This is a genomic window from Mucilaginibacter sp. P1_D10, from assembly GCF_056406215.1.
The window spans coordinates 146820-172782 of the sequence record NZ_JBFUAP010000003.1 but is presented as its reverse complement, the minus strand read 5'-3'; the positions used below and the strand labels follow the sequence as shown (position 1 = coordinate 172782).

General features: G+C 48.7%; 17 protein-coding genes. 5 read left to right on the top strand and 12 right to left on the bottom strand.

Features of this window, described 5'->3' with window-relative positions; all coding sequences use genetic code 11:
* The first annotated feature begins 2 nt into the window (after positions 1-2).
* On the top strand, positions 3-1088 hold the full coding sequence (locus AC1DYT_RS05290; protein WP_477468601.1) for an alginate lyase family protein: 1086 nt from the start codon (positions 3-5) through the stop codon (positions 1086-1088).
* 344 nt (positions 1089-1432) lie between these two features.
* Here AC1DYT_RS05290 and AC1DYT_RS05285 read toward each other — a convergent pair whose 3' ends face one another.
* The 5 genes from AC1DYT_RS05285 to AC1DYT_RS05265 all read right to left on the bottom strand — a co-directional run bounded on the left by AC1DYT_RS05285 (position 1433) and on the right by AC1DYT_RS05265 (position 9399).
* Entirely contained in the window at positions 1433-2557 is a 1125-nt protein-coding gene (locus tag AC1DYT_RS05285; RefSeq protein ID WP_477468600.1) for a bile acid:sodium symporter family protein, read from the bottom strand.
* Positions 2558-2586: 29 nt separating this feature from the next.
* On the bottom strand, positions 2587-3516 hold the full coding sequence (locus AC1DYT_RS05280; protein WP_477468599.1) for an RraA family protein: 930 nt from the start codon (positions 3514-3516) through the stop codon (positions 2587-2589).
* 69 nt (positions 3517-3585) lie between these two features.
* Positions 3586-4716: a mannonate dehydratase gene (locus tag AC1DYT_RS05275; RefSeq protein ID WP_477468598.1), complete on the bottom strand. Its 1131-nt coding sequence runs from the start codon at positions 4714-4716 to the stop codon at positions 3586-3588.
* A gap of 47 nt (positions 4717-4763) precedes the next feature.
* Positions 4764-6284: a SusD/RagB family nutrient-binding outer membrane lipoprotein gene (locus AC1DYT_RS05270; protein WP_477468597.1), complete on the bottom strand. Its 1521-nt coding sequence runs from the start codon at positions 6282-6284 to the stop codon at positions 4764-4766.
* A 19-nt stretch (positions 6285-6303) separates the two neighbouring features.
* Entirely contained in the window at positions 6304-9399 is a 3096-nt protein-coding gene (locus AC1DYT_RS05265) for a SusC/RagA family TonB-linked outer membrane protein (protein ID WP_477468596.1), read from the bottom strand.
* 847 nt (positions 9400-10246) lie between these two features.
* Here AC1DYT_RS05265 and AC1DYT_RS05260 point away from each other — a divergent pair.
* Positions 10247-14470 (top strand): hybrid sensor histidine kinase/response regulator transcription factor, encoded by a 4224-nt coding sequence (locus AC1DYT_RS05260; RefSeq protein ID WP_477468595.1) that lies wholly within the window; start codon positions 10247-10249, stop codon positions 14468-14470.
* Positions 14471-14488: 18 nt separating this feature from the next.
* Here AC1DYT_RS05260 and AC1DYT_RS05255 read toward each other — a convergent pair whose 3' ends face one another.
* The 5 genes from AC1DYT_RS05255 to AC1DYT_RS05235 form a co-directional block, all read right to left on the bottom strand.
* Positions 14489-14752, bottom strand: coding sequence for a hypothetical protein (locus AC1DYT_RS05255; RefSeq protein ID WP_477468594.1), 264 nt, complete (start codon positions 14750-14752; stop codon positions 14489-14491).
* A 45-nt stretch (positions 14753-14797) separates the two neighbouring features.
* Complete coding sequence (locus AC1DYT_RS05250; protein WP_477468593.1) at positions 14798-15637, bottom strand: glycoside hydrolase family 16 protein; 840 nt, start codon at positions 15635-15637, stop codon at positions 14798-14800.
* A gap of 9 nt (positions 15638-15646) precedes the next feature.
* A complete protein-coding gene (locus AC1DYT_RS05245; RefSeq protein WP_477468592.1) occupies positions 15647-16879 on the bottom strand; it encodes a DUF2264 domain-containing protein in 1233 nt (410 codons plus the stop codon).
* A gap of 16 nt (positions 16880-16895) precedes the next feature.
* Positions 16896-17876 (bottom strand): family 43 glycosylhydrolase, encoded by a 981-nt coding sequence (locus AC1DYT_RS05240; protein WP_477468591.1) that lies wholly within the window; start codon positions 17874-17876, stop codon positions 16896-16898.
* Positions 17877-18406: 530 nt separating this feature from the next.
* Positions 18407-19825, bottom strand: a complete 1419-nt coding sequence (locus AC1DYT_RS05235) for a BNR repeat-containing protein (protein WP_477468590.1) — start codon at positions 19823-19825, stop codon at positions 18407-18409.
* A gap of 426 nt (positions 19826-20251) precedes the next feature.
* Between AC1DYT_RS05235 and AC1DYT_RS05230 the strand changes: the two genes are divergently transcribed.
* On the top strand, positions 20252-20659 hold the full coding sequence (locus tag AC1DYT_RS05230) for a DUF6855 family protein (protein ID WP_477468589.1): 408 nt from the start codon (positions 20252-20254) through the stop codon (positions 20657-20659).
* Positions 20660-20667: 8 nt separating this feature from the next.
* On the opposite strand, the gene AC1DYT_RS05225 is transcribed toward AC1DYT_RS05230, so the two are convergent.
* Positions 20668-21534, bottom strand: coding sequence for a glycoside hydrolase family 25 protein (locus tag AC1DYT_RS05225; RefSeq protein ID WP_477468588.1), 867 nt, complete (start codon positions 21532-21534; stop codon positions 20668-20670).
* 563 nt (positions 21535-22097) lie between these two features.
* Here AC1DYT_RS05225 and AC1DYT_RS05220 point away from each other — a divergent pair.
* Both AC1DYT_RS05220 and AC1DYT_RS05215 read left to right on the top strand, forming a co-directional pair.
* Positions 22098-22418: a phosphoribosylpyrophosphate synthetase gene (locus tag AC1DYT_RS05220; protein WP_477468587.1), complete on the top strand. Its 321-nt coding sequence runs from the start codon at positions 22098-22100 to the stop codon at positions 22416-22418.
* A 330-nt stretch (positions 22419-22748) separates the two neighbouring features.
* Positions 22749-25130, top strand: a complete 2382-nt coding sequence (locus AC1DYT_RS05215) for an ABC transporter permease (protein ID WP_477468586.1) — start codon at positions 22749-22751, stop codon at positions 25128-25130.
* A 171-nt stretch (positions 25131-25301) separates the two neighbouring features.
* On the opposite strand, the gene AC1DYT_RS05210 is transcribed toward AC1DYT_RS05215, so the two are convergent.
* Positions 25302-25850 (bottom strand): acyl-CoA thioesterase, encoded by a 549-nt coding sequence (locus tag AC1DYT_RS05210; RefSeq protein ID WP_477468585.1) that lies wholly within the window; start codon positions 25848-25850, stop codon positions 25302-25304.
* Positions 25851-25963 lie beyond the last annotated feature (113 nt).

The following is a 25963-nucleotide window of genomic DNA, read 5'->3' as shown; positions in this document are numbered from 1 at the left end:
AAATGAAAAATTCGGCCTGCTGTCTGGCTTTAATTGCTATGGCTTTTACCGCAACCGCACAAATTGTAAGCCTGAACAAAAAAGAGGTTGCGCTAATGCGCAAGGCCATCAAAACAGATACAGCTTTCCAAAGAGCTTTTGCACCCTACCAAAAAGCCGCCGATGAGGCATTGGCCGCCACACCCAACCCCATTGCCGAAATACTATCGCAGGGCCTGCTGGCCGGCGACCCAAGGAAAACTGCCAGTTTAAAAGCTGTGGAGGATGCTTATAAAACGTACGCGCTTACGCTGGTATATAAATCCTCCGGCAAAAAAGAATACCTGAATAAAGCAACCGGCTTCCTGATAGCCTGGGCAAAGCTTAACAAAAGCAGCGGCGACCCGATCAACGATACCAAGTTGGAAGATATGGTTACGGCTTACGACCTCGTGAGAAACGACGTTGCATCCGGTGACAAGGCAATAATTGACGGCTGGATGCGACAAATTGCCGATGCAGAGGTAAACAGTGCCTCGGCCAAAGCAGGGCGTGGCACGGCCATCAACAATTGGAATTCGCACCGGATAAAGATGATAACGCTTATTGCCTACACCTTGCACGACGACAGCTATAACAGCATCATTACCACTGAGCTGGAGAAGCAATTGAACGTTAACCTGAACCCCGATGGGACCACCCACGATTTGATTGAGCGCGATGCCTTCCACTACCAAACCTACGATATCGAACCCCTTCTGTCGACCAGTATAGCTATATACAGGGCAGGGGGTAAAAACTACTTTACCTGGCAAACCGCAAATAGTTCTTCGATAAAAAAATGTGTGGACTATATGGTGCCTTTTATGACGGGTGAAAAAACGCACCCCGAATTTGTAAAAAGCACCGTACCATTCGATTTGAAGCGCGCGCAAAACAACGAGAAAGGCTACGCACCCGGTACTTTATTTGAGCCTAAAAACGGCATAGAAACCTTCGCGCTGGCTGCCTTTTTTGATGACGGCTACAAACACATCATCCGCAAAGCAGCCAATGACAAACTTTATCTGAACTGGAGGATGGCACTCAATAACTTCAAAAAAAATTAGTTTACGCTTATCCGACATCCTGTTATTTACCAGCTATGGCTTGCAAACAATGTCAAAAGGATTTACAATTATGCCTAAATCGGCCTTTCGATAGGGTTCTATAAGTTGTCCAATTGGGGTGAAATTAGCATCATTAATCTTCCAAATGTGCCATTTCTTGGATATTTGAATTTGTTCTCCTGGCTTTGAGCCTGAATCTGATGTGCCACGAAATACGATTCCGTCTATCGGTCCAATTTTAGAAATATTTTCAACTTTTCCCTACAAGTTAAGCTTTAATCCAGGTTAAAAGGTCGCAAATCAAAAATTTGCGGCCTTTTTTATAATTAGTCAGGGGTTGGTTTTTACCGCAACAGCACCGAAACTTCGGCCTGTGCAGGTTTCTCGCCGGGTTCGGCGGGCGGTTTGCGGTGCCACCAGGTGGCCAGTATAGAGCCGGTGATGTTCATCAGCGGGCCGAATATGGCCGGTGCAAGCCCTATGGTGGCCATTTTGCCCATCTCTTTGGCCAGGCCCGATGCCAGTCCGCCGTTTTGCATACCTACCTCAATGGCAATGGTGCGGCAATCGCGCTCGCTCATTTTGAACAACCTGCCCGACCAATAGCCCAGCAAATATCCCAGCAAATTATGTATCAGCACCAGCAATAGCAGCAATGGGCCTATGGTTAGCAGACTGTTGCGCCCGGCCGCCGTAATTATGACGATGATAAAAGCTATGCCGAACATGGATACCAGCGGCATAGCCTTATCCAGCCATTTGGCTTTCCCGCTCAGGAATTTATTGAACAGCAGGCCTGCGGCTATGGGCAGTATCACCATCTTGGTGATATCCCACATCATATCCAGCACGTTGATATGCACGAATGCCCCGGCGAAAAGCTTCATCAGCAAAGGCGTTATCAGCGGTGCCAGCAAGGTAGATACCGCCGTTATGGTGATAGATAATGCTAAATTGGCCTTGGCCAGGTAAGATATTACGTTGGATGCCATGCCATTTGGCGAGCAGCCGATAAGGATGATGCCGGCGGCAATCTCGGGCGGGAAACCGCTTAGGCTGGCCAAGGTAAAACCGATGAGCGGCATAATCAAAAAATGGCTAAAAACGCCTATGAATACCCCCTTCGGCATTTTTACCACGCCCACAAAATCCTGCGTGCTCATGGAGGTACCCATGCCAAACATGATCAGTTGTATGAGCGGGGTAATAAGCTTGGCGAACTTAAAGCCCCTGTACTCCACAAAATAATGCGGGTAGTAAAGGGCAGTGGCCACTGCCGCAAAAATGCACAGCGTGTAAGCAAAGCCTTTGAGTAGGGCCGACCGCTGGAAACCGATGGCCAGCAGAATAAAACCAACGATGTACAGGGGCCCGGCATCAATAGTGTGCAAAGCGAACGACAATGCCAGTGCCACCCAAAAACAGAGCGCGGCCAGCACCAGTGCGATATTGTATAATTTATTCTTCATCTGAAAAGATAGTAGCCTTGGAGGCTGTATTAATAATTGCGCTCCTTTAAATAATCGTCCAGCTCTTTTTTGGTCATGGGGAGTTTGCCGGGGTAATGGTTTATCCAATTCAGGAAATCGGCTTTTATCTCGTCGGTCCATTTGCTGTCTATCTGGCCGGTGAGGTATTTTTTCTCGCGCAGGCGCAGGTGGCCAAACTCATCGCGAAGCGCAGTAACTTCTGAGGTAAGCACCAGCTCTTCTACCAGATAGGCGGGGATAAAAATGGTGCCGTACTTTTTGGCCAGCACCACATCGCCGGGTAATACGATGGCCCGCCCAATGCGGATAGGATTGTTGATCGATGTTAAAGTTGATTGCAGCAGGTACGATGGGTCGGTGCCTTTTATCCAGCCGTTAAAGCCTTTTATGGCCGCCAGCCCCTCCACATCCCTTACCGAACCATAGAATATCACCCCTTTGCGCGATTTGGCGTAGATGGAATTGCCCAGGTTATCCCCTATCAGCGTACCATCCACCACCTTACCGAAGCCATCGGCCACGTACACATCGCCATCAACCAAAATGTCTATCGGCCAGGAGTTGTTGCCGCCTTGTTGCCCCATGCCCTCGGCAAGGCCTTGTGCTTTTATCACTTCGGCCAAATCCGGACGGGCCGGCATATATTGCGCGGTAACCACGCGGCCAACCATAGTGCTATCGGGGTTGATGATGGTCCAGTCGCCCTCGAACTGGTTTACGAAGCCCTTGTTCTTCAACACGCCCCAGGCATCCTCCAGCGAGATATTCTTTAAGCGGGCCAACAAGGCATCTGGCACTTTGGGCCGACCATCGGCAAAGCGTTCACCTTTCCATTTAGCGGTGAGGGTTTTGATATATTCGGGCGATGCGCCGATGGTTTGTGCGCTTGCAGCAAGCGAAGCCGCTACAAAAAGGGCGATAAGAAATATGTTTTTCATGTTCATGGTATCAATCAGGAATCTGTGTAGTACTAAGGCCGTTAAAATGATAAGGTTTAGGCAATATCCTTACTGCCTGCTCGCGGCCTCCATCAAGCCGCGCATATAGCCAATGGCGTATAAAACGGCGATGGTACTATAACCGGGATGCTCGTTGGTATCGCCTGCCATGGTGGGCACGTGGTCGGGCCGTATGGCACCGGTAAACCCAATTTTGTAATAGCTCTCCATCGCTTTGTACATATCTATCTGCCCCTCATCGTGAAAGGTTTCTTCGAATTTGAATTTTCCTCCCCGCACGTTGCGAAAATGCACGAAATGTATCTTCTCCTTGCCGAAGTGCCGCACCGTTTCCGGGATATCTACCCCCATCAGCGAGAAATTACCCTGGCACATGGTGATGCCATTGTTGGGGCTGGGGTACAGCTTCAGCATCTTATCGAAATTGGGCACTGTGGTCATGATGCGCGATATGCCGCGTACGCTATCGACCTGCGGGTCATCGGGGTGCATCGCCAGTTTTATGCCGGCCTTCTCCGCCTCGGGCACCGCTGCCTTCAAAAAATATTCGAGGTTTTGCCAAAGGGTTTCTTTGGAGACCTGCCCGTAACGGGTAACAGGCTTATTTTTGATATCCTCATAATCGAAGGCCGTAACCAGCGCGCCGCCGCGGCCGGGCTTATCGTTACTGGTACGCAACCAGCCGATAACGGGCATCCAGTTGTAGCAAATGGTATCGATGCCTGCTTTGGAGAGATTCTTCATGAAGCTGATGAAATTGGCAATCTCCTCATCCCTGCCCAGCAGGCCCAGCTTGGTTTTTTCGCCGAGGCATGGCGGCCCCTCTATTACGCGCAGTTTCAGCCCCACATCTTCCCAGGCCTTTACGTTGGCCATAATGGTATTGTACTCCCAGGGTTTGGCGTCGCCCCCCGCCAGGGCGGGCTGTATGCCGGCCACGGCGCCCAGCACATCCATCTGTTTGGTGAGGGCTATTTTTTGCTTGTTCATACCAAAAAAGTACGATTCGCAAAATTGCATGCCTGCATCCCTCGCCATGGTGGCCTGCGCCTTAGCATCCTCTTGCCCCTGCCTGTAATGTTCGGTTTTGGCCGCTGCGGCCGCCGCCCCTCCAATGGAGAGGGCGGCTGCCAGCGACGCGCCTTTTTTTATAAAATCCCTGCGGTTATCCTTCATCATAAAATCCTTAAATTTTAAGGGGTATTAGTATTTGTGCTTGCTTTGGCCTATTTATCCCACCAGATGCGGGTGGTGAATAAATCTGCTCCTTGCCTGCTGATGGCCGTGTTGATATTAGGGTTTACGCCAAATTCGCCCGGCGAGTATTTAAGCCTGCGCGGTATAACGCCGTTGGTTTCATTACCTACAAAGTTTACAGGGGTTAAAACGGGGTAACCAGAACGCCTCCAGTCAGACCAGGCCTCTGCGCCGTTCAGCGTAACCGCGTTAAGCAGATATAGCTCGGTGTGTATGGCGTTCATTTTTGCGGGTAAGTCGCCGGCAACGGGGTAAGCATTTGCCGCGGCATAGGTAGCCACATCGGCAAGGGATGGCTTAACCGCACCATAAACCTGGTTAAGGGCGGCTTGCTGACCATCGGCAAATACGGCTGCTGCCGAGCCTGTTGCAAAGCCACGCTCAATAGCTTCGGCCTGCAATAGTCGGGCTTCGGCGTAGGTCATGTATATCCATGGGTTGTTGTTGGCGTACATGGCAGCTGCCGGGCGCGAATACAAATCGAGGTTGGATGGCGTTAGCGTTGCCAGCGTATTGGTGTTGACGCCGTTTGGCAGGCCCACCTGGTTGGCAACCGCGTTATTGCCGTTTTTAAGCGCAGCAATCAGCGGCAGGCGCGGATCTTGCCTGTTTTTCATCATATCTATCAGGGTTTTGCCCCAAACCGCGCCGTTGATGGCAGCTATGTTACGCGAGCCTGTTGGCCCCAATATCCAGGAGTTTGGGTTAGAGCTTATCTGCGCAACGCCATCGAATTTAATGGCGATGTTCTCCGCACTGCTCGTAATCAACCCGCCCGATATGGCTTTGGCCGCCCAGGCTTGCGCCATGCCAGCATCAACCTTTACCAAACGCATGGCCAGGCGCAACATAAGCGTGTTGGCTGCGCGTTTCCACTTGGCAATATCGCCGCTATAAATATAATCGGCCTTGGTAGGGATGTAGGCCGCTGGGTCGAGGGCTGCACCGGCTTTCTCCAATTCGCTCAGCATATCGGTATAGATATCCTTCTGCGCATCATATGCCGGGGTAAAGTTGGCATCCAGGTAGCCTTTGCCCGCGCCGGTATAAGGCACATCGCCATACATATCGGTCATCACAGCCATATCCATTACCTTCAAAATACGCGTCATCGAGGTGATGTTTACGTATTTGGCATCCGCCGAAGTAAGGTTTATCAAATTCACCTCGTTTTTGATGGAGTTTGGATAAGCATCCTCAAAATAAGCCGAAAAGCTGTTTTGGGTTGAGGTATAGAAGCTGCCACCGTAAAAGCTGATATCGGTCGACGACATTTGCTGCACCAGGCAAGCACTGTACCCAAAGTTATTCCTCCACGATTTTGAATCGGGGTTGTGCGCGCCCGCCAGCTGCACCTGAGATGTTGCCAGCAGGTAATCGTTAGGCACGGTCGTGGGCACATTGGGGTTGGTATTTATAGATTGGAAGTCTTTGGTGCACGAAGCAAGCAAGACCGCAACAGAAGCTATGATTGATAGTTTACGTACCATTTTAATACTTTTTAAATGTTTAAAATTTAATGTTCAGGTTGATGCCGATGTTCCTGGTGGTTGGCGCGCTGCCATACTCCAAACCCTGGGCGTTGCTGTTGTTGTAGTTCGATTCAGGGTCGAGGTTGCCGGTCTTCTTCATCAAAATAGCCACGTTACGCGCAACCAGGCCAATGGTAGCGCCCTTTACGTTTACTTTACTGAGTAATGAGGATGGTATCTGGTAGTTCAGGATAATCTGCCTTAGCTTAATAAAGTCCGATTTGAATATGGTTGGCGTAGCAATATTAGAGTGGATGCTGCCAAAGTAGTTTTGCGAGGTAGAATTAACCGTATTCACCGTACCTTGCTCGTTCACGCCCACACCAACTAGTCCTCCATCGCGGCCTTCCAAAGTCTCCGGCGCTAAGCCGAAACGATAAGCGAATGCTTTAGAGCCCGAGTAGATGTACCCGCCGAATTTAGCATCAATCAAAGTGCTTAAGCTGATGCGCTTGTAGGTGAACGTGTTGGTGAAGCCCATTGCCCAAGGCGCAACGCCCGAACCGTAAGTAATTAGGTTGCCCTTTTGCGGCGCACCGCCCGAGCTGTAAACGATGGCCCCGCTGGCGTCGCGTTTGTAATCGAAGCCGGTTATCTGGCCGTATGGCTTGCCTACGATCTGGTCTATGAAAGACGTGCCATAGCGGCTTTGGTCTACACGCAGGGTAGTTAGGTTTTGGTATAGGCTAATCACCTCGCTTTTGTTGTAGGCCACGTTGAACGAGGTATTCCAACTGAAAGATTTGGTTTTGAAGGGCGTGCCACCGATAAGCAGCTCGATACCCTTGTTGCTTATTGCGCCTACGTTGTACAAAGCCGTGCTATAACCCGATGCTACCGACACAGTTGCCGCTACGATATCGTTACGCGTTTTGCGGTTGTACAGGGTAAGATCCAGGTTGAACCTATCGTTGAACATGCGTGTCTCCACGCCTATTTCTGATGTAGTAGAGGTTAGCGGCTGTAGATTTACGTTGGGTATATTGGTGTTGTTTATCTGCCCCAGCGGTGCGCCAAGGTTAGTACCGTTAAGCGCGTAGTTTAGCGATAGGTTGTAAGGGTCGGTATCGCCGCCGGCTTGTGCCCAGGCTGCCCTTATTTTTAAATAGTTGAATGCTGCAGGCAATTTCAAAGCCTCCGAAGCCACGAAGCTTAAGCCTACCGATGGGTACAGGATGCTGTTTTTGCCTTTGGCCAGGGTAGAGAACCAATCGTTACGTGCCGATCCATTCAAATACAGGTAGCTTTTGTAAGATATCTCTGCCGTACCGTAAACCGAATTTATCCGCTTTTCGATATGGGCATTGCTGTAAGAACGGTTAGCCGCATCAATATTGGACAGATCGTAAAAGAAAGGGATGTTAAATGAGTTGGATGCAAAAAAATCGTTACCATCCGTTACCTGTTTTAAAAAGTTGGAGCCGATGATGCCGTTCACGTTGATATCGTTGGTGATATTTTTGTTAGCACCTATCATAAACTCGGTGTTCTGCTCATTGTAAGTACGGTTGTGTATGGTTAAGCCGCCGCGCAGCTGGTAAGCGGTACCATAAGGGATAATTTCGTTTTCGCTGTAGTTGAAATAATTCAAGCCGAAGCGAGCCTTGGTGTACAGCCAGTCGGTAATCTGGAATTTGGGTTCGATAGCGCCAATGATGCTGTTCTTTTTATCGTTCTCCTTAAAATCTTCCACGCCGTAGTAAGGGTTCACGGTGAACAGGTTATCGTTCCATGGGTTATCGTAACCGTTGGCATCGTATTTCTTATCCCTCAAAACCGAAAGCGGTATGGTTGATGGCAAAGCCAAAATACCGAAGGTGGAACTGCCCGCCTCGCCCAATACGCGCGGCCTGTTATGGTTCTTTTCGGATATGTACTTGGTGTTGATTAAGATAGATAGCTTTTTACCCAGGTTGCTGTTCAAATTAAGGGCAAAGTTGTTACGATCTGTAGTGTTGGTTGGCAGTATGCCGTTGTAATTTACATTGCTGTAAGAGAAACGGTATTTGATATTTTCGGAAGAACCGGTTAAGGCTACGTTGCTGGTGATGTTTTTGCCTGTTTGGTAAAAATTGCCGTAGTTATTATCCTGCGCAACGTATGGGCGCAGCACGCCATCGTAAAACATCGCGTCGGAGCCGTCTAATTTTCCGCCCCAGCTAAAGCGGCCTGCTTTTGCCTGCGCTACGGTAGTCGGTTTAGTGCCCCCCGTACCATGGCCGTATTGGGTTTGGTAGCCTAAATCGGGTATCAGCAGGGTTTCCATAGCAGCGTTAAGGCCCAGCTCAACGCCTATGCCCTGCCCTGCCTTGGCTGATTTAGAGGTAATCAATATCGCACCATTAGATGCCCTTGAACCGTATAATGCCGCAGCGGTAGCGCCTTTCAGCACGCTCACGGTTTCGATTTCATCCGGGTTCAGTTGCGATATACCATCGCCCTTATCGTAGCCTTGCGCATCGCCTTTAGTCCACGATACGATTGGGCCGAGGGTGCTGGGGTCGTTATTTATCGGCACGCCATCTACCACGATAAGCGGCTGGTTATTGCCCGATATAGATCCGCTGCCCCTGATGGTGATACGGGTAGAACCGTTGGCACCCGTAGCCGGCGGCGAAATATTCAAACCGGCTACTTTGCCTTCCAGGCCGTTGGCAAGGTTTACGCTGCGTGCCTCGGTAAGCTCGTTGCCCTTTACCTCGGTTACGGCATAGCCTAATGATTTCTTCTCTTTTTTGATACCCAGAGCGGTTACCACCACCTCGTTCAAGGACGAATTGCCCGAACCGAGTACGATTTTAATGCCCGAGGTTTCGCCTTTTAGCGGGTACTCCTGTGTTTTGTAGCCGATATAGCTAACTACTAAAACTGCGTTGGCCGGCGCGTTGATGCTGAATGCACCTTTTGTATCGGTAGTGGTGGCAGTGTTGATAGCCGCTTTAAGGTAAACCGTGGCGCCTATCAAAGGCTGCCCGTCATCGCCCGAAACCACGCCCGATACCTTCTGCGATTGCGCGAATGCGGTATTCAGGTAAACAAGGCCTAGTAAGGCCAGAAAAATAATTTTTTTCATAAACAACTGGTTGTTGAGTTAATTAAGGTTCATAAATGTTGTTGGAAGGGAACGGAGCCGGTTTCCTACAGCCAGCAGCTTCTCACACTGCGGCCGCGCCGTCCCATCCTTTTGGTTGATAGCCCTGCTGCTGGCAGCGTTAATTAAGGCTTCTTAAGTTTTGATGTATAGGTTTTCTCATTTTACGATTGGTTTGGTTTGCATCTTTAAAGCTTTAGCGACTAACATTTCTGTTTGCCGGGGCTGCCCTCAGCCGGGTTTTAATTTTCTCATTGCACGTTAATTTTAGGTTGGTTGATAAACAGCCCGCACAGGATATTGGTAAACCATGCACCGGGACATTAAATTTTTTGTTTCAGTTTTTGGATACCGTCGACCGTATAATAGCAGGGCTATTTGCTTGCAGGGGTATCGTAAATTATAATTGGTTAATGATGCTATGCCGGATAGGCTTCGAGGCCTCACCTAAATCCTCTCCAAAGGAGAGGACTTAAAGCCCCTCTCCCCTGGAGAGGGGTTTGGGGTGAGGCCACCAGCGGCATCATGTGGCACAATGTTATGCACTGGCGGCATACGCGCCCTTATCAGGGCGTGCCATTGCTTATCAATTAATGCATGCGGCGATTTGGATGCTTTTTTTAGAGATACAAGTATTAAACTTGTTTAAGCAAAGCAGGGGCGGCAAATTATCAGTGCATGCCATCAACTTATCAGGCCATAGCTAAATGCGGCTTTTTTTAGCCCGATAATGTTAAATTTTACGCCTGCTTGCTAAAAAACCAATTATAAAGCCCTTTAACTGTTAAATTGCCGGTTATTGATAAAGGCCCTCTTTTTTATTGTTTAAATGACCGGTAAAGCGCTGTTGCCTTACCCGTTTTATTTGTACCGGATGTTTTATATGCCTTTTTACCAGATGGCGGCCGCCCGTATTTTTGAATTATATGCCCGATTTACCAAGACAGGCTTGTTGCTTTTCGCCGCCTGCCTGTTATTACCGGCTACCAAGGCCTGCGGGCAGGTGAAAAACGTCGTCCAGTTTACGCATTTAACTACAGCCAACGGCCTATCGCAAAGCAGCGTGGTTTGTATATTGAAGGATAGGTATGGCTTTATGTGGTTCGGTACGCAGGATGGCCTTAATAAATACGACGGCTATAAATTCAAGGTGTACCGTAATAACCCCGCCGATAAAAAAAGCATCCCCAATAATAATATACGATGCATGCTGGAAGACCACGCCGGCAACCTTTGGGTGGGCACCGTAGGTGGTGGGCTGGCCCTTTACGACCGTAACACCGATTCATTCATCGCAGTTGGCAGCACAGATAAAGGCGACGAAAAAATCGGCACTAAAATAATCAAGGCTATTTATGAGGATAAACAGCGCAACCTTTGGGTGGGTACGGTATCGGGCTTCAACGTTTACAACCCGGACAGCAAAAAGCTGGTGCCGCATGCGTTCCAATATGCACAGGTAGAGAATATCAACTGCATTTATGAGGATAGTCGCGAAAACCTGTGGATTGGTACGCTTTTCGGCCTTAACCGCTGGAACAAACGGACAAACACGTTCAAACATTTCAACGCCGATGGGCAGCCAGGCAGCATCAGTGCCACCAACGTCAATACCGTTTACGAAGATCGGGCAGGCAATGTATGGATAGGCACCGTAGATGGTCTTAACCTTTACGACGACAAAACCGAAACCTTTAAGGCTTACCAAAAGGACTTGCAAAACCCCAGCGGGCTCCGCGATAACGTTATCCGTGCCCTTTGTAACGCAGGCGATGGCAAGCTTTGGGTAGCTACTGAACTGGCATTGGAGCTTTTCGACCCGATACGGAACACCTTTACCCATTTCCAACAAAGCACTAAGGACGTGCGCAGCTTAAGCAGCAGCTCCATTTCCTCGCTTTTGGTTGATGACCAGGGCATCCTGTGGGTAGGCACCTACGCAAAAGGCATCAATAAGTACGACAAGAACCAGTTCAAGTTCAACCTCTACAAAAACTTCGGTACCGATGCGCTCAACATCAACGCAAACATCGTAACTTCCTTTAGCGAAGTACCCAACGGCGATATATGGATAGGTACCGATGGTACGGGCCTGTACCGCTGGGCACCCCACACCAGTAAATTCGAGGCTTTTAACCCCGCAGCCAAGGAGAATTACTTCGCCAGCCTGTCGGTTTTGTGCATGAGGTTAAGCCGGCAGAAAGATATTTTGTGGGTGGGCACTTATGACGAGGGCATGGCCCGGATTGATTTAGCCACCAGAGCCAAAACCTATTATAGCGCAGGCAGCGGCGCGGGCAAGCTCAACAATCAATCGGTTTACGCCTTGCTGGAGGATAAAAAGGGCAATATATGGATAGGCACTAATGGCGGCGGGGTAAATGTATTAAACCCGGCTACCAACCAAATTACGCACCTGGTATTAAAAGTAGGCAAACATAAAAACAGCGCCAACCACATCCGCGCCTTTTACGAGGATGCAAAGGGCAACATCTGGATAGGCACCATAGCCCATGGCGTTATTGTTTATAACCCAGCTACGGGGCTTTACAAGGCTTACAACAAAGCCGCAAACAACCTGGGCAGCGATGCGGTGTTCTCTATAGCCGGCGATAGCAAGGGCAATATATGGGTGGGCACCATGGGCGGCGGCCTGTGCCTGTTCAACACCGCGCATGACAACTTTACCCGCTTTACCGAAAGCCAGGGCCTGGCCAACAATATCGTAAACTCCATCATCGAAGATAAATTCGGCTGTTTGTGGCTAAGTACCGATAAGGGCATCAGCTGTTTCGATCCGGCAAAAAAAACCTTCAAAAACTATACCAGCGCCAGCGGATTGCAAAGCAACGAATTCAGCATAGGCGCGGGCTATAAATTAAGCAACGGCGAAGTGATTTTTGGTGGACTGGAGGGTTTCAACGTGTTTATGCCGGGCAGCCTTAAGGATAATCCTAATATCCCGCCTGTAGTGATAACAGATTTCCAGCTGTTCAACAAACCGGTGCCTATTACGCCCAATAAACCACCCCTATCGCAAAACATCAATACCAACCACGAGATTACCCTCGCTTACGACCAATCGGTATTTACCATAGAGTACGCCGCGCTGGGCTACACCGTGCCCGAGCGCAACATGTATGCCTACACGTTGGAAGGCTTCGATACCGGCTGGAACTACGTAGGCACCGAACGGAAGACCACCTACACCAACCTCGATCCAGGCACTTATACCTTTAGGGTAAAGGCATCTAATAACGACGGGCTTTGGAACGAAAAAGGCACAACGCTGAAGATTATCATCCTCCCACCCTTCTGGAAAACCACCTGGGCTTATTTGTTTTATATAGCAGCGGTGGCCACCGGGCTTTACTTGTTGTATAGGGAGATAGAATCGCGAGAGAAACTGAAGAGCGAAGTGCATTACCAGAAACTTCTTACCGAAAAAACAAAAGAGCTGAACCGGCTAAAGCTCAATTTCTTCACCAACCTGTCGCATGAACTGCGTACGCCGTTATCCCTCATCGTAGATCCGCTGCGGAAGATAAAGAACGAGGACATCACCGTGAACCAGGCCAAAAAATATAGCGGACTGGTGTTCAACAATGCATCTATGCTGATGAACCTGGTGAACCAGCTGCTCGATTTCAGGAAGGTGGAAACCGGCGGTTTTAGTCTGGATGCCGCAAAAACAGATGTGGTTGCCCTGGTGAAGAAGGTATTCAATGCCTTTACCGACAGGGCCCGCGAACGGAACATAAACTTTTACCTCGATTTAAAGGTAGACCAGCTGGATGCCTGGATAGACACAGATAAACTGGAAAAGATACTTTACAACCTTATACCCAACGCCTTTAAATACACGCCCGATTTTGGCGTAATTATGATATTGGTGAAACGTGGCACCATTACAGGGCAGGATGGCGAGCACAAACAGGCCGTGGAAATACACATTAAAGACTCTGGCGTGGGCATACCCGATGAGCTGAAGAACAAGATATTCGATATTTTTTACCAAATAAAGGGAAGTTCGCGTTTCGAGAACGAATCGAGCGGGATTGGGCTTGCGCTTACGCGCGAACTGATATTGCTGCACAACGGCGAAATTGTGGTAGCTGATGCCGAAAACCAGGGGACGGATTTTATTGTGCGGATACCCATCGGCGAGGAAAACTTTGGCAAAGAGGATTTGCAGCCGGCAGAACCGCCTGGCGCAGCTAAAGCGGAAAATATTGAGTCGGACGAGCCTAACACCGCTCGCAACAAACAGCCGGAAGAAAAAATAACTAATACGCCAATCGTATTAATAGTTGAAGATAATAACGACCTGCGCGAATACGTTGCTGATGAATTGCAGGGGGCGTACCACATAGAGCAGGCGGCCGATGGAATAGAAGGCTATAGAAAAGCAGTCGAGCTTATCCCCGATATCATCATCAGCGATATTATGATGCCCGGCGGCGACGGGCTGGAACTTTGCCACAAACTAAAAGGCGACGAGAAGACAAGCCATATCCCCATCATACTGCTTACAGCCAAACAAACCGACGAGAATAAGATAGAAGGCTACAACACCGGTGCGGATGATTACATTTCCAAGCCATTTAATGTTGCGTTGCTATCTGCACGTATCCATAACATCCTCGAATCGAGGCGCAAGCTGCGCGAAGTATTCTCGGGCCATACAGGCAACCCTATCGAGGCATCTGCAATTACGGATATTGATAAAGAGTTTTTGCGCAAGGTGGTGAAGATAATAGAAGATAATCTCTCCTACCTCAATTTCGATATAGATAAACTGGCAACGGCATTAAAAATGAGCCGCAGGCAGCTGTACCGCAAGCTAAGTGCACTCACCAACCAAACCGCGCACGATTTTATCACCAATACGCGGTTAGACCATGCCGCCGCCCTGCTGCGCACCGGCGAGTTCACTATATCAGAAATCGGTTATAAAGTAGGCTTTTCCGAGCCATCCAACTTCAGCCGCTCATTCACCAAAAAATTCGGCAAAAGCCCTAAGAAATACCTGTCGGACCAGCGGGTTGTTTGATAGATTTTTTGTCCAGTTTTATTTTATAGAAATATTGGAAAAATCCGGCGAAATTAAGCCGGCACGGGATGGGCTTACGTGCCGATTTACTGCCCTTGCCGCAGGCTGAAATTTGCCAAAATACCGTAAAAAATCTGTGCTTTTCGGAGTTTTTTCGGTGTTTTTCGGAATTTTCAGGACTTTTTTCTTATAATTTAAAAAAGGACCAAATTTGTATGGAATGGCCTTTTTTGGCAAAATAGCGAGTGTATAAGCAGCTAAAAAATCTCCAGCTTTTTCCAACTTTTTGCACCTGTTTAGCTATAGCTTTCCAGAAATTTCCAGCGCTTATTTTCGTTGATAAACCCTCACATAATCCACCTCATACTGCTGCGGGAAACGGCTCTTAGACGGGTCGCCGCCGTTATCGCCGCCTATAGCAAGGTTCAACAGGATGTAATGGGGCTGTTTAAAGGGGTTTATCGCTGCGGCATCTCGGTTTACCAGATCGACAAGGGGTACGCGGTTCAGTAATTTATCGTCTACGTATAAACTGATGGCCTTTTCGTCCCAATCCATCCGCCATACATGGAACTGCTTGCTCCAGTCAGGACCGAAGGTTTTGATATCGGTTGTAACGCTGTACCATTTGGCTTTGTAGGCCGTGGCGGTACCACAGGCAATATTGGCCAGCAGCATATTGCGATAATACTCCATAATATCAATCTCTCCGTTTGATGGCCACTGCCCTTTTACGCCCAATGTCCAAAATGCAGGCCACAGGCCATCATCGGTTGGTATGCGGCCACGCATTACAAAGCGGCCATATTGCCATTTATGTAAGCCACTGGTGTTTATGCTGGCCGAGGTATATTCTGCGTATTCGCGACTCGCACGCCAATCCTTACTACCGGCAATGTACCCTGGGTTGGGCTGATGCGCTTTCTGCGCGCTTATCACCAGCATTCCATTTTGGCAAACGGCGTTTTGCGGCTGGTACCATTGCGCTTCGTTATTGCGCTTAAAGCCCTCCTCAAACTGCCAGCTTTTGGGGTCAACGGGGCCGTTGGTGTTAAACTCATCGGCCCAAACCAATTTATAGCCGCTGGTATCTGCCTGCTGCGCATGGCTAAGCAAGGGGGTTGCTGCTAAAAAAACTAACAGGAGTACTATCCTTTTGATATTCATATCCAAAACCTATTTTTTGATATCGAGGGCATGGTCGGCAGGCATATCCTGTCCACTCCATATTTTTTTGGAGGTCCAGGGCGCATCGGCAGCGGACCAAAACTCATCGGTATCGGGCAGGCCCAAGGGCAAAAATATATCCGTGCAAATGTAGAGGCTGCCCGTGGTGATGTAAAAATCGGCAAGGCCGGGCTGCTTACCGTATAGGCCCATGTTCAGCCAGCCAGCGTTATTGAAAGTTTGCGGCGCGCTCAGTGTTTTTTGTATCAACGCCGTTAGTGCCCCCCTTACCTGCGCAGGCAGCAGCGTGGCGGGCAATTGCTTTTTATAGGCAATGTTGGCCAGATGCGTAAACAAGCCGCCCCTGTACACAATAGAGCGGCCCGTTGCCGGGAAACTACCATCGGTATTGATCATCCGTTCCAATATTTCGGCATAACGCTGACCGATGGTTGTTTCGCGCAGCTGCTCGGGGCCGTATTTTTTGGCTTTTTCATTCAGCACATCCAATATCGCGCTCAGGTTTGGGTGGATAACAATGCTGTTGTAGTAATCGAAATGGAACTCCATTCCATCGGAATACATACCATCGCCTACGTACCAATGCTGTGTAAACTCGCGCACGGCGTATTCTATGCGTACCGGGTCGTAAGGCAAATCGTATTTGCAAAAGAAGGCTTCTATAACCCCCGTAAACAATATCCAGTTGCTGTAAACCGGCACTGTGCTATGCGTAGCCATCATGGCATCTACCACCTGCTTCTTTACGCCTTCATCCAAATGCTGCCAAAGCCATGGCGAGCGGATAAGCCCCAGGGCTACGAAAGAGGCATCAACCAACGGCTGCCCTCCTTTCCACTGCATATAATCTTTAGCCTGCGGATTAACAGCATTGGCTATAGCCTTCAAAGCCCAATCGCGGTATTGGTTACGCAGTTTTACTTCCGCCGCATCTCCCCCTTCCAGCTGCAGCCAGGGCGCAATGCCGCTTAGCGTACGGCCAAAAGCCTCCAGGTAGCCGGCTTCGGTACGGCCTTGTTTGTTATCCGTCCTATCCGAAACTTCCATGGGCATCTTCAGCCTCAGCTGATCAGCAGCCAGGTTCGATAGCACCGGGCGGGCAACCTTATCCAGGTAATTGAGCCACAGTTTACGCGTAGGAATAGTGATAGCCGTTTGCTTTTGGCCGAACGAGGTTATGGTTATAACAAGTAACAACAGCAGGACAAGCGTTTTCTTCATGCTCAAATTTCAGCATTTATTTTTTCCCTGCCTTTATCTTCACAGGTTTTAACTTGCCGAAAACATCCACAGGCAAAATATTGCCATCGGCATCAAAATACATGGGCTCTACGCAGGTTTCGCGATTGTAGCCATTGCCATCGGGTATTTTAAAGCGATGGTAGGCAATGTACCATTCATCTTTTCCAGGCACCTGCACCACCGAATGGTGCCCGGCGCCTTTCACCACGCCCTTGCCTTTCAGCACGGGGTGGCCAACCGCTTTTACGAATGGCCCAAGCGGCGACGTTGAAGTTGCATAGGCGATAGAATAACGCGGGTCGCGGGTATCATATTCCGACCACATCAGGTAGTATATCCCCTTGCGTTTTATCATAAAAGGGCCCTCGTTATATCCCTCCGGCTTAAAGGATGTTATTTTTGTAGTGTCGCAGCTTATCATATCGGCATTAAGCTTTACCACGTTGCATTGCCCTTGGCCCCAGTAGAGATAGGCGCTGCCATCATCGTCCACAAAGGCCATCGGGTCTATCATCTGCCCGCCCAGCATGCCTTTGCGGATGAGCGGCTTGCCCAATGGGTCCTTAAATGGCCCGGTCGGCTTATCGGCAACTGCCACGCCAATGTTTACATCGGCAGAATAATAGTAGTAATACTTATTGTTTTTGGTGGCTATGGTTGGCGCCCAGGCCCGCACTTTGGCCCAGCTCAGGTCGGCAGGTAAATCGAGTATCACACCCTCGTTCTTCCAATCGGTAAGATTGGCCGACGACCAGCAGCTGAATTGAGTAGATTGCCAGCCCACCGTACCGTCGGTAGTGGGATAGATGTAGAATTTGTTATTGAAAACCGCGATGTTGGGGTCGGCATATACGCCCGGTAAAGCCGGGGCCGGCGCATTCAGGGTATCAACGTTTTGCGCATGGGAGGCAGCAGCTGCGAACGCTAAAACCAGCGTTGCTGCAATGTTTTTAAAGATGGATGTACTATGACTCATAATGTATGTTTTCTTATTGGATGCTTAATTTATGGGTTGCCACTCTTGAGCGTTCGGAACTTTGAAATTCGTTTCTTATCGCTCGCATATTTGACTCACCCCGACGACCCGCATGCGCGGGCGTCGACCCTCTCTGCTCCGCAAAGAGGGTGAAGAAAAAAAATCTAACCCCAATTTCTCCCCTTCTTTGCGCAGCAGAGGGCGGGGAAACAATAACCCCAATTTCTCCCCCTCTTTGCGCAGCAGAGAGGGGGCGGGGGTGAGTCGACTCACGACGCGGACTTGCCGGCATGTTTCGAACGCTCAAGGTTGCCACTCTTGAGCGTTCGGAACTTTGAAACTCGTTTCTTATCGCTCGCATATTTGACTCACCCCGACGACCCGCATGCGCGGGCGTCGACCCTCTCTGCTCCGCAAAGAGGGTGAAGAAAAAAATCTAACCCCAATTTCTCCCCTTCTTTGCGCAGCAGAGAGGGGGCGGGGGGTGAGTCGACTTGCGACGCGGACACGGCCCGCGACGTTTGGAACACTCAAGGCCGCCACTCTATCACCTGCACGGGTTGTGGCTCTACCGCGGCCCTGCCCTCGCCGTCTATCTGCGTAGTGTACTGCACAAACAGATTCAGGATGTGTTTGCCTGCCCACAAAGCGGTATCGTAACTGGGTTCCCAGGAGCCGACGGAGCCTTGCGACAAATCTGATAATCCCCATTGGTTGGTACCCAAATCCTGGTTTACCGCTATAGATACCTTGCTGCCGCGCTCCTCGTCCCTAAAAATAAGCGCCGCAGCGGTGTGCCCTTTATGCTGCCAGGCGACAATTTGCGGCCGCGATACCGGGATGGCCTTTGTACCCACGCCGCCAAGCATAAAAGGCGTTTTGCGGAAGCCAAGGTTAGCGGTATGCCACTGCCTATCGGTATGATAAATCAGATGATATTGCGGGATGGTTTGGCCGGCTTCGCGCCAGTAAGTGGCTATGTAGGGGTTGCCCTGCTCATCGGCAAACATAGCCGTTTGGTTAATGAGTTCGCTTTGTTGCGGTATGCGGGCGGCATACTCTGCAGTGATCGCGGTAATTGGCAGGCTGTATTGCCCGCCATTGCTGCGTTGCCAGGTTTTACCGCCATCGGCAGATCGGGCATAACACATATCGTGGTTGCTGGCTACATCTGCCGATTCGCGCCACACCCAGGAGAGGTGGATAACGCCCTTGCCGTCCACCGCAATTTGCCAGTAGGCGTTGCGTTCTTTTTCGCCATCTATGAGGTTATCCTGTACGCGCAGCCATTTTTTCGATTTCAGGCTGTAACGGTTCAGCACCAGGTTGCCATTGCCCGATTGGCCGTCGCGGTAAAAAAACAGCAGGTCGCCGCCGGGGAGCTTATAAAACTCGGGGTAGGTAACCTTATCCTCGTTCAGGCCCGTCATGGGTAAGGGTTGGCTTAGTGTCAAGCTGCCAGGAGCTACGCCACGGGCATAATTCAGCGGCTGGTTATGGTGCCCCCAGGCCACGTGCAGGTAACCCTTGCCATCCACCATTATGCTGATACTTTTATGAGCATCGGCAGCATCGGCTTGATAAGCAGTGCGGAGGGTTTGCCAATGAGCAGATGCTTGCTTGCGTTTAGCCAGCACCATAAACTGCCCGGCATCGTAAAACGCTGCATATTGCGTATCCTTAAAACTAACCAGTGAATTTTTGCGGAAGATAACCGTGTTTACGGAGTTGGCCGCCCAGCCATTGGTGGCTATGGTATTCACTTGGGCAAACAACCCTGTTTGGGCTGTCGTAAACAGTACGAATGCTAAAAATATCTTTGCACGCAGCTTTAAAAGCATAGGAAACCTGTAAAAAGTAAGCGACAGCCTAAGCTGCCGCTCAACAACCAATTGTATATACACTATCCTAATATAGCCGGTTTTGTGGAATAATGCTGCTTTATTCATAACAATAAACAGCATACTGTAAAAGCAAAGTAACCGGTTTTGATGGTAAGCAGAAGGGGGTAAAATTGTAATATTTAGGGGAGTAATGCAGAAATTGCATCATACTTTAGATTTAATGGCAATTTAAACACAGAGGGCACAAAGATAAAACCACAGAGTCCACGGAGGTTTTTTGGGGTTAGCCAAACAAAAAAATCCGCGACCTCTGTGCTAACCTCTGTGGACTCCGTGTTTAAATAATAACAAACTTTTTGGTTAAACCTGGATTTTCAACATACCAAAGCCCTTTTCATCCCATCCAAAAAAATAAATCTAAAAAAAACTGAGACATTATTTTGCATAGCAGATTACCGCCAATAAGCATTTACATTTGTAAAACACTGCAACCAATTACTTGTACGTTAACACCTTAAAAAGCTAAACCATATGGCCTACAACATCGGCACTAAAGAAGCCCCTTTGGCTTTAAAAACACCTCCGTTATCATCGGAATACACCATGCATGCCGACGTTAAAGACGGCAAACCTATTTTAGTATGCACCGTAGGCAAAACCGTCTTGCATTACGATTATCGCTGCCTGGATGATTTGCACGCCATGCTGAGCGCCCATGGCGACTGGATGGAACTGGGGAGTGCCGACGAGCAAAAACCCGCCAAAGAAGGTACCGTTGAAGCCTGGGGACGTGCCGAAAGCAACCCGGTTGGTGGTTGGTATGGCCTAAAAAAGGGCCTGAGAGGTCGCTTCGGCATGTACATACCACCCTTGATGGAGGCCCTTGGCCTTGCCGAAGTAACACACGAGCCTAAAGGCAATAAAATGAGGGCGATCTGATTACCCCTTTATTTTATCAGCATTTTTTGGAAGCTGAGGCTATCCCCCTTAAACACGTTGAAATCTACCGCGTGGTTGATACCGTTTACGCGTGCTTTATCCGAGTGCTGCCAAAAACGCCAGCTGGTATGGCTATCCAAAGCTAAGCGCGATTGGTAGTAATGCGCTATCCAAAGTTGGTAACCATCAAAATACCCATCCAGGTAATCCTTATAAAAACTGATGCTGGTGTAAATAATGGGCTTTACGCCGGTTTTGCTCTCGATATGCTTTAAAAAGGCCTTCAATTCTTTGCGCATGGCTTCGGGACTGGTACCATCAAGCACTTCCACATCGCATACGGCAGGCAGGTCGCCGCGCTCCATGGTTACGTTCTGAAGGAAGAAACGCGCTTGCCATAAACCGCTCTTTTTGGGCCTGAAGAAATGGTAGGCCCCACAGGTGATGCCCGCTTTTGGAGCCTCGCGCCAGTTACGCTTAAAGTACGAATCTACCAGCATCACGCCCTCCGTTGCCTTAATAAAGGCAAAACCTACGCGCACGCTGTCGTCTTCCATGGCCCTAACGCGGTTCCAGTCGATTTTACCCTGCGCGTAGGAAACATCTATACCATGTATTTTGTACCCCGATGGGATTCGAATTTTATAGCTTTTGTAGTTGCGGTAATGCGGGTCGTCGCCAATATCGCGTACCCATCGCCAGGCAGCGGTAAAACCGTTGAGGATGTACCCGTAGTAGAAAGGCGAAAGCAGGATAAGCACGAAAATAGCCAGCGGCCAGCGCCACCAGGTAGTTGCGGGCGTGCCTTTTTTGCGGCGGACGGCGGGCTTCGTTGCCCGTTTAACGGTAGGTTTGGTTGATTTGGGTACTGCCACGCCGCAAAGGTAGCTGTCTGAACCATGATTCGCATGATTTTAGGATTTTGCCTGATAAAAAAAGTTAATTACATCCGTAAGTTTTTTGATGATGATTCAGATGCTTGGTAGAAAGGTTGTCAGCATCATGAAAATTCTTAAATCCTTAAACCCGTTACCGCAGGGTCTCTCGATAGAGGACCCTGCGCCGTAGGTAGCGAATATGCATCTTGAGACCCGCCGGAATGTCCTGCTTCCGCAGGGTCCTCTATCGAGAGACCCTGCGGCGACGGAAAATAATTGCTTGTTTTGTCTATAAAACCGGAGACTCCGCTGGAGTCATTCTGTTTCGACCATGTTGAGCGCTCCGGAGGAGCACCCTGTTTATAGAAATAGGAAAATAGGAATTTTGGCTCCGTAGGTGCCTCCTATCATCAATTTGTTTAAAAGCGACGTCCCTGCAACGAGCAGTCATCAAACTGATAAAATCTATTCGCTTTATCACCATCCGCCCAAAACTATTTTCACATCCTAAAACCAAACTGCTTTTTATAAGTTTGTGTTTATACTATCACAACACACCTATGAAACAGAAATTCCACTACGCTACCGTATCCGAGGCTATCGAAAAATTAAGGGAACAGGGTTTTATCCTCGATTTCAACCTCGAAGCCAATCATTTAAAAGCCGAGGACCAAAGCTACCCTGCCGATGAATTCGAAATTGTGGATGTGTACCGTTACGAAGGCCCATCAGACCCAGCCGATGAAGCTACCGTTTATGCGCTGGCATCGGGCTCGGGCGCAAAAGGTATATTGGTTACGGGCTATGGCTATTCGGCCGATGAAGTGGCCGAAGAAACGCTGAAACAACTACACTACAAATACCAGGCAAGGCAAGATTAAGCCCTGCATCATACCCCTCCGTCTAATGCGTTCAATTTATAATCTTTTTGAATGCATTGGGCGCAGCTTAACCATTGGCCGCCCCGCTTTCGCCCCTTCAAAAAACTTCGAGAACTTGCGCTATTTTGCAAATTGATAATGCATTTGTACGCTAACCCACCTTTTAGCCAAATGAGCATAAAAGTACTTTCCTTTATCATTGCCAAATAAAAAATTTATTTACTTGAAAAAACAAAATATAATTCCGAAAATTCATTAAATAATGTTATTTTGCTCAAGCAAACGGGCGATGTAGAAAACCGCCCAATGTTGAATTGTTAAATAGCAGCCATGAATAACCTCGACTTTAAAATTGCTTTCCGTACCTTTTTGAAAGGGAAATGGTATAATTTTTTAAATATTGCCGGCCTGGCGCTGGGGTTGGCAGCTTTTATTTTTGTGACGCTTTATGTAGATAACGAAACCGGGTATGACCGGTGGAACAAAAACATTAACCGTATTTTTTTGGTGGAGCGGGAGATGCCAAATGGCCCTTCACCCTACACGCCGGGGAAACTGGCAGCAGCCATCAAAAACCAGTGCCCCGAAGTTGAAGAAACCGGGCGTATAAACACCGCCTTATTCCAGCTGCCATTTTATACGCCATCGGGCAGGTTCCTGGTAACCAAATGGGTTGGTGCCGATTATTCAATCAGCAAAATATTAGGGATAAAACCAAGGGGATTTAAACTGGACCCTAAAAGCACCGTGCCCACTGTTCTGCTATCAGGGCAAACGGCGCGGATACTTTTCCCCCGCGATAGCGCTATCCAAAACAAAACGGTGAATATGATTTCGCGCAACGGCATGCCTATGCCCATTGCAGGCGTTGCCGAAGAGGTACCGGGCAACACTAACTTGAATTTCGATTGTATTGGGTTCAGCGAAGATATTACACAGGGAAAAGACCAAAGTTACGCCAACCAAATTTATCAAACCTACCTGCTGGTAAAGCCGGATGCCGACATCGAGCTCCTTTCGCAAAAAATAGACAGGATTTACAAAGAAGCGGCTATGGCAGATACCAGCCAGGTAGCCAGGGAGGCATTAACCCGGTCATCAGGCGCAGCTATTTATTTAGACGCTTTAGACAACCTGCATCTAAAACCGCATTACGGTACGCAGGTGAATAATCAAATCGTAAACGGGCTTGTGGTACTGGCCATCATCATCCTCATAGTAACGGGGGTAAACTTCACCAACATGTATATTTCGCAGGCCAATAAACGGGCTAAGGAGATTGGTATAAAAAAGGTGAACGGCGTTATTAAAAAGCAGATTATCCTGCAGTTTTTAACCGAAATCTTTTTTTTTTGCTTTGTTGCCTTAATCATCTCCTTCGGGATAGTGCTGATAGGCTTGCCTTACTTTAACCAGTTATTAGGCGTAAACCTGCTCATCTCGGGCATCAACCTCAGGATAGTACTGCAACTGCTGCTTACGCTAACCTCACTCACGCTTTTGGCTGGATTTTATCCGTCGCTGGTAATGGCCGGGTTTAAACCTATTGAGGTATTAAGCAGTAATCAATTTAAAAGTGGGGCAACGTTTTCGTGGATCCGCGGCACTATAACCGTCCTGCAATTTACGTTTGCAATCGGTTTTTTGATTACCCTTATGGTCATTAATCAACAGGTTACTTTTATGAGATCCGAAGATCCCGGCTTTAAGGCAAAACAAGTGGTATATATAGATAACCTGGGCATTTACAATACACCTCAAAAATTCGAATCGGCCAAAGAACGGATCCGGGCTATTCCCGGGGTAAAGAACGTTACCGTTGCATCTCATGTGCCCGGCGGCATTATTCCCGCCGCTTTTGAGTACACCACTCAAAGCAAGGCCTATTCCATGCAAACCATTGGGGTAGATTATGGCTATTTCGAGACGCTAAACATCGGGCTAAAAGCGGGCCAATACTTTTCGGCGTCTTTCCCGGTAGATTCTGCAAACGCGGTAATCAACGAAACAGCAGCGAAAGCAATGGGATTGAAAAACCCAATTGGTGCAACAGTAACCGGCTGCAGTGGTAATTACAAAATAATAGGTGTTACCAAAGATGTAAAGGCGCAGGGCTTTGAGGCAAACATACAACCTACCATATATTTAATGAATGCCGGCTGTGGCTTAACCAAAACCCAAATCTTGATCAGCGCGGAAGGCCCGGCCATGGCCCCATTGCTGATCACCTTAAACCGGCAGTGGAGCAGCATTAACAAGCTCGACGGCGATAATTTCAATTACCATTTCCTGGATGAGTTATATGGGCGGCTCTTCATCAAACAGGAACAATTAAGATCCGTACTCGGCTATTTCTCGGCATTGGCCATCTTCATTGCGGCGCTGGGCTTTTTTGCTTCGGCAGCGCAAGCCATCCGTTTGCGGATGAAGGAAATCGCCATCAGGAAGGTATTCGGGGCCAGTGGCGAACAACTGACGGGCACCATAGGCAAGCCGTTTTTCTACATCGTATTCATAGCAAATGCCATAGCCTGGCCGCTCGCTTATTTCGTAGCCGGTAAATGGCTCGAAACCTTTGCCTACCGCATCCATATATCTGTTGCGCCTTTCGCGATTGCGATGCTTATTTCTATAGCCATAGTTGCCCTTACGGTTTGTTTACAAATTATTCGTGCGGTAAGGTTTAACCCGGCGGTGAAGTTGAAGATGTAAGGATTGGATAATATGACGCTAGCGCATTTATTAAGTCCCAAACGTCATCCTTATTGCAATACCCCCATCATAAAAGTAGCCACTATGCTAACCGCTATGCGTGATGGTAACCTGCTGTGTGGGGTGCCGAAAAGATTTCGGCATGAATATGCAATATCAAACAGAAAGCCTTTACCTTTCTATCCTGCACCTCTCCCCCTTCAACAATTCGATAGTTTCGGTCATCTCAAAATCGGATTTTACGCGGTCTTCTTCCTGTCGATAGTATCTTTTGAGTTGCTTGCGGTGCAGGCCCTGAAAAAAGCGGCGTATCTCTACGTCGGTATGCAATATCAGTCCCGGCACCTGCAGGGTTTGGTGTTGCTCGTCCATAGCTACCATCGTAAAATAGCTGGTGTTGGTATGCTTAACCGTATGTGTTTTCACATTTTCGGATATCACCTTAATGCCTACCACCAGCGAGGTACGCCCCACGTAATTTACCGATGCCATCAGCGATACCAGTTCTCCTACCTCTACCGGTGCCAAAAAATCGATATCCTCTACCGATGCGGTTACGCAATAAGCCCCGGCATGCTTGGCCGAACACACGTAAGCAACCTTATCCATCAGGCCCATAATAATACCCCCGTGTATTTTGCCGCCAAAGTTGGCGTATGAGGGTATCATCAATTCGGTAAGGGTGGTTTGCGATTCGGCAACGGTTTTAAAAGTATCCATACGGGTGTTATTTTGCGATGGCTCAATTTGCGCAAATATTTCCGGTATCAAAAGACAATGATTGCTTGAAGGCGACATTAAAGCAACCGATTGCCTAAAAATCCCCGTTGCCT

Bases quoted from the DNA above. Each gene is read 5' to 3' on its own strand.
- AC1DYT_RS05290 (WP_477468601.1), top strand. From the start codon at position 3: ATGAAAAATTCGGCCTGCTGTCTGGCTTTAATTGCTATGGCTTTTACC.
- AC1DYT_RS05285 (WP_477468600.1), bottom strand. From the start codon at position 2,557: ATGAAGAATAAATTATACAATATCGCACTGGTGCTGGCCGCGCTCTGT.
- AC1DYT_RS05280 (WP_477468599.1), bottom strand. From the start codon at position 3,516: ATGAAAAACATATTTCTTATCGCCCTTTTTGTAGCGGCTTCGCTTGCT.
- AC1DYT_RS05275 (WP_477468598.1), bottom strand. From the start codon at position 4,716: ATGATGAAGGATAACCGCAGGGATTTTATAAAAAAAGGCGCGTCGCTG.
- AC1DYT_RS05270 (WP_477468597.1), bottom strand. From the start codon at position 6,284: ATGGTACGTAAACTATCAATCATAGCTTCTGTTGCGGTCTTGCTTGCT.
- AC1DYT_RS05265 (WP_477468596.1), bottom strand. From the start codon at position 9,399: ATGAAAAAAATTATTTTTCTGGCCTTACTAGGCCTTGTTTACCTGAAT.
- AC1DYT_RS05260 (WP_477468595.1), top strand. From the start codon at position 10,247: ATGACCGGTAAAGCGCTGTTGCCTTACCCGTTTTATTTGTACCGGATG.
- AC1DYT_RS05250 (WP_477468593.1), bottom strand. From the start codon at position 15,637: ATGAATATCAAAAGGATAGTACTCCTGTTAGTTTTTTTAGCAGCAACC.
- AC1DYT_RS05245 (WP_477468592.1), bottom strand. From the start codon at position 16,879: ATGAAGAAAACGCTTGTCCTGCTGTTGTTACTTGTTATAACCATAACC.
- AC1DYT_RS05240 (WP_477468591.1), bottom strand. From the start codon at position 17,876: ATGAGTCATAGTACATCCATCTTTAAAAACATTGCAGCAACGCTGGTT.
- AC1DYT_RS05235 (WP_477468590.1), bottom strand. From the start codon at position 19,825: ATGAATAAAGCAGCATTATTCCACAAAACCGGCTATATTAGGATAGTG.
- AC1DYT_RS05230 (WP_477468589.1), top strand. From the start codon at position 20,252: ATGGCCTACAACATCGGCACTAAAGAAGCCCCTTTGGCTTTAAAAACA.
- AC1DYT_RS05220 (WP_477468587.1), top strand. From the start codon at position 22,098: ATGAAACAGAAATTCCACTACGCTACCGTATCCGAGGCTATCGAAAAA.
- AC1DYT_RS05215 (WP_477468586.1), top strand. From the start codon at position 22,749: ATGAATAACCTCGACTTTAAAATTGCTTTCCGTACCTTTTTGAAAGGG.
- AC1DYT_RS05210 (WP_477468585.1), bottom strand. From the start codon at position 25,850: ATGGATACTTTTAAAACCGTTGCCGAATCGCAAACCACCCTTACCGAA.